At 34.6% G+C, this 416-nt stretch carries 1 protein-coding gene; it reads right to left on the bottom strand.

Going from position 1 to position 416, the window contains the following annotated elements:
• Positions 1 to 138: 138 nt before the first annotated feature.
• The gene (locus tag ACLGL1_RS09830) at positions 139 to 351 is read right to left on the bottom strand and encodes a hypothetical protein (RefSeq protein WP_408978143.1); all 213 of its coding nucleotides are present in this window, start codon (positions 349 to 351) and stop codon (positions 139 to 141) included.
• Positions 352 to 416: the final 65 nt, after the last annotated feature.

The following is a 416-nucleotide window of genomic DNA, read 5'->3' as shown; positions in this document are numbered from 1 at the left end:
GCTACTGAAGCTTGTTGTTCTATACTTCGGGCTTTAAAATACAAGCGGTTTATTTCTTGCAAAATAGGCAATGCTTCATAAACAGATTTCATTGCTTCGTTCTTATTCATATTTTCCTCCACTATCTATTATTGGATTTTATTGAATAGGAAATTCGTGCCCGCAATTTTGACAAACCCAAAAAGCGTTTTGTCTACTGCCACGAGCGACTGAAAAAATCAATCCTAGAAGACCTCTCCGAAAAAGATTTCCCATAGAAAAGTTGTCGCTATGTTCATCATAGACAGCTTCTAAATCCATAGAGCCACAAAAGGGACATAGAGTCACAGAATATTGATCAAACGTATTCATAACTTTAATCCTCCTGTTTTAATGAGATATTGTAACTAATTTACCATACTTTTCTTTTTATGTCA

Origin of the sequence: Peptococcus simiae (assembly GCF_046569735.1) — a bacterium.
Classification (GTDB): domain Bacteria; phylum Bacillota; class Peptococcia; order Peptococcales; family Peptococcaceae; genus Peptococcus; species Peptococcus simiae_A.
Note: the sequence above shows the minus strand (reverse complement) of the source record. Positions and strands in the feature narration are given on the sequence as shown.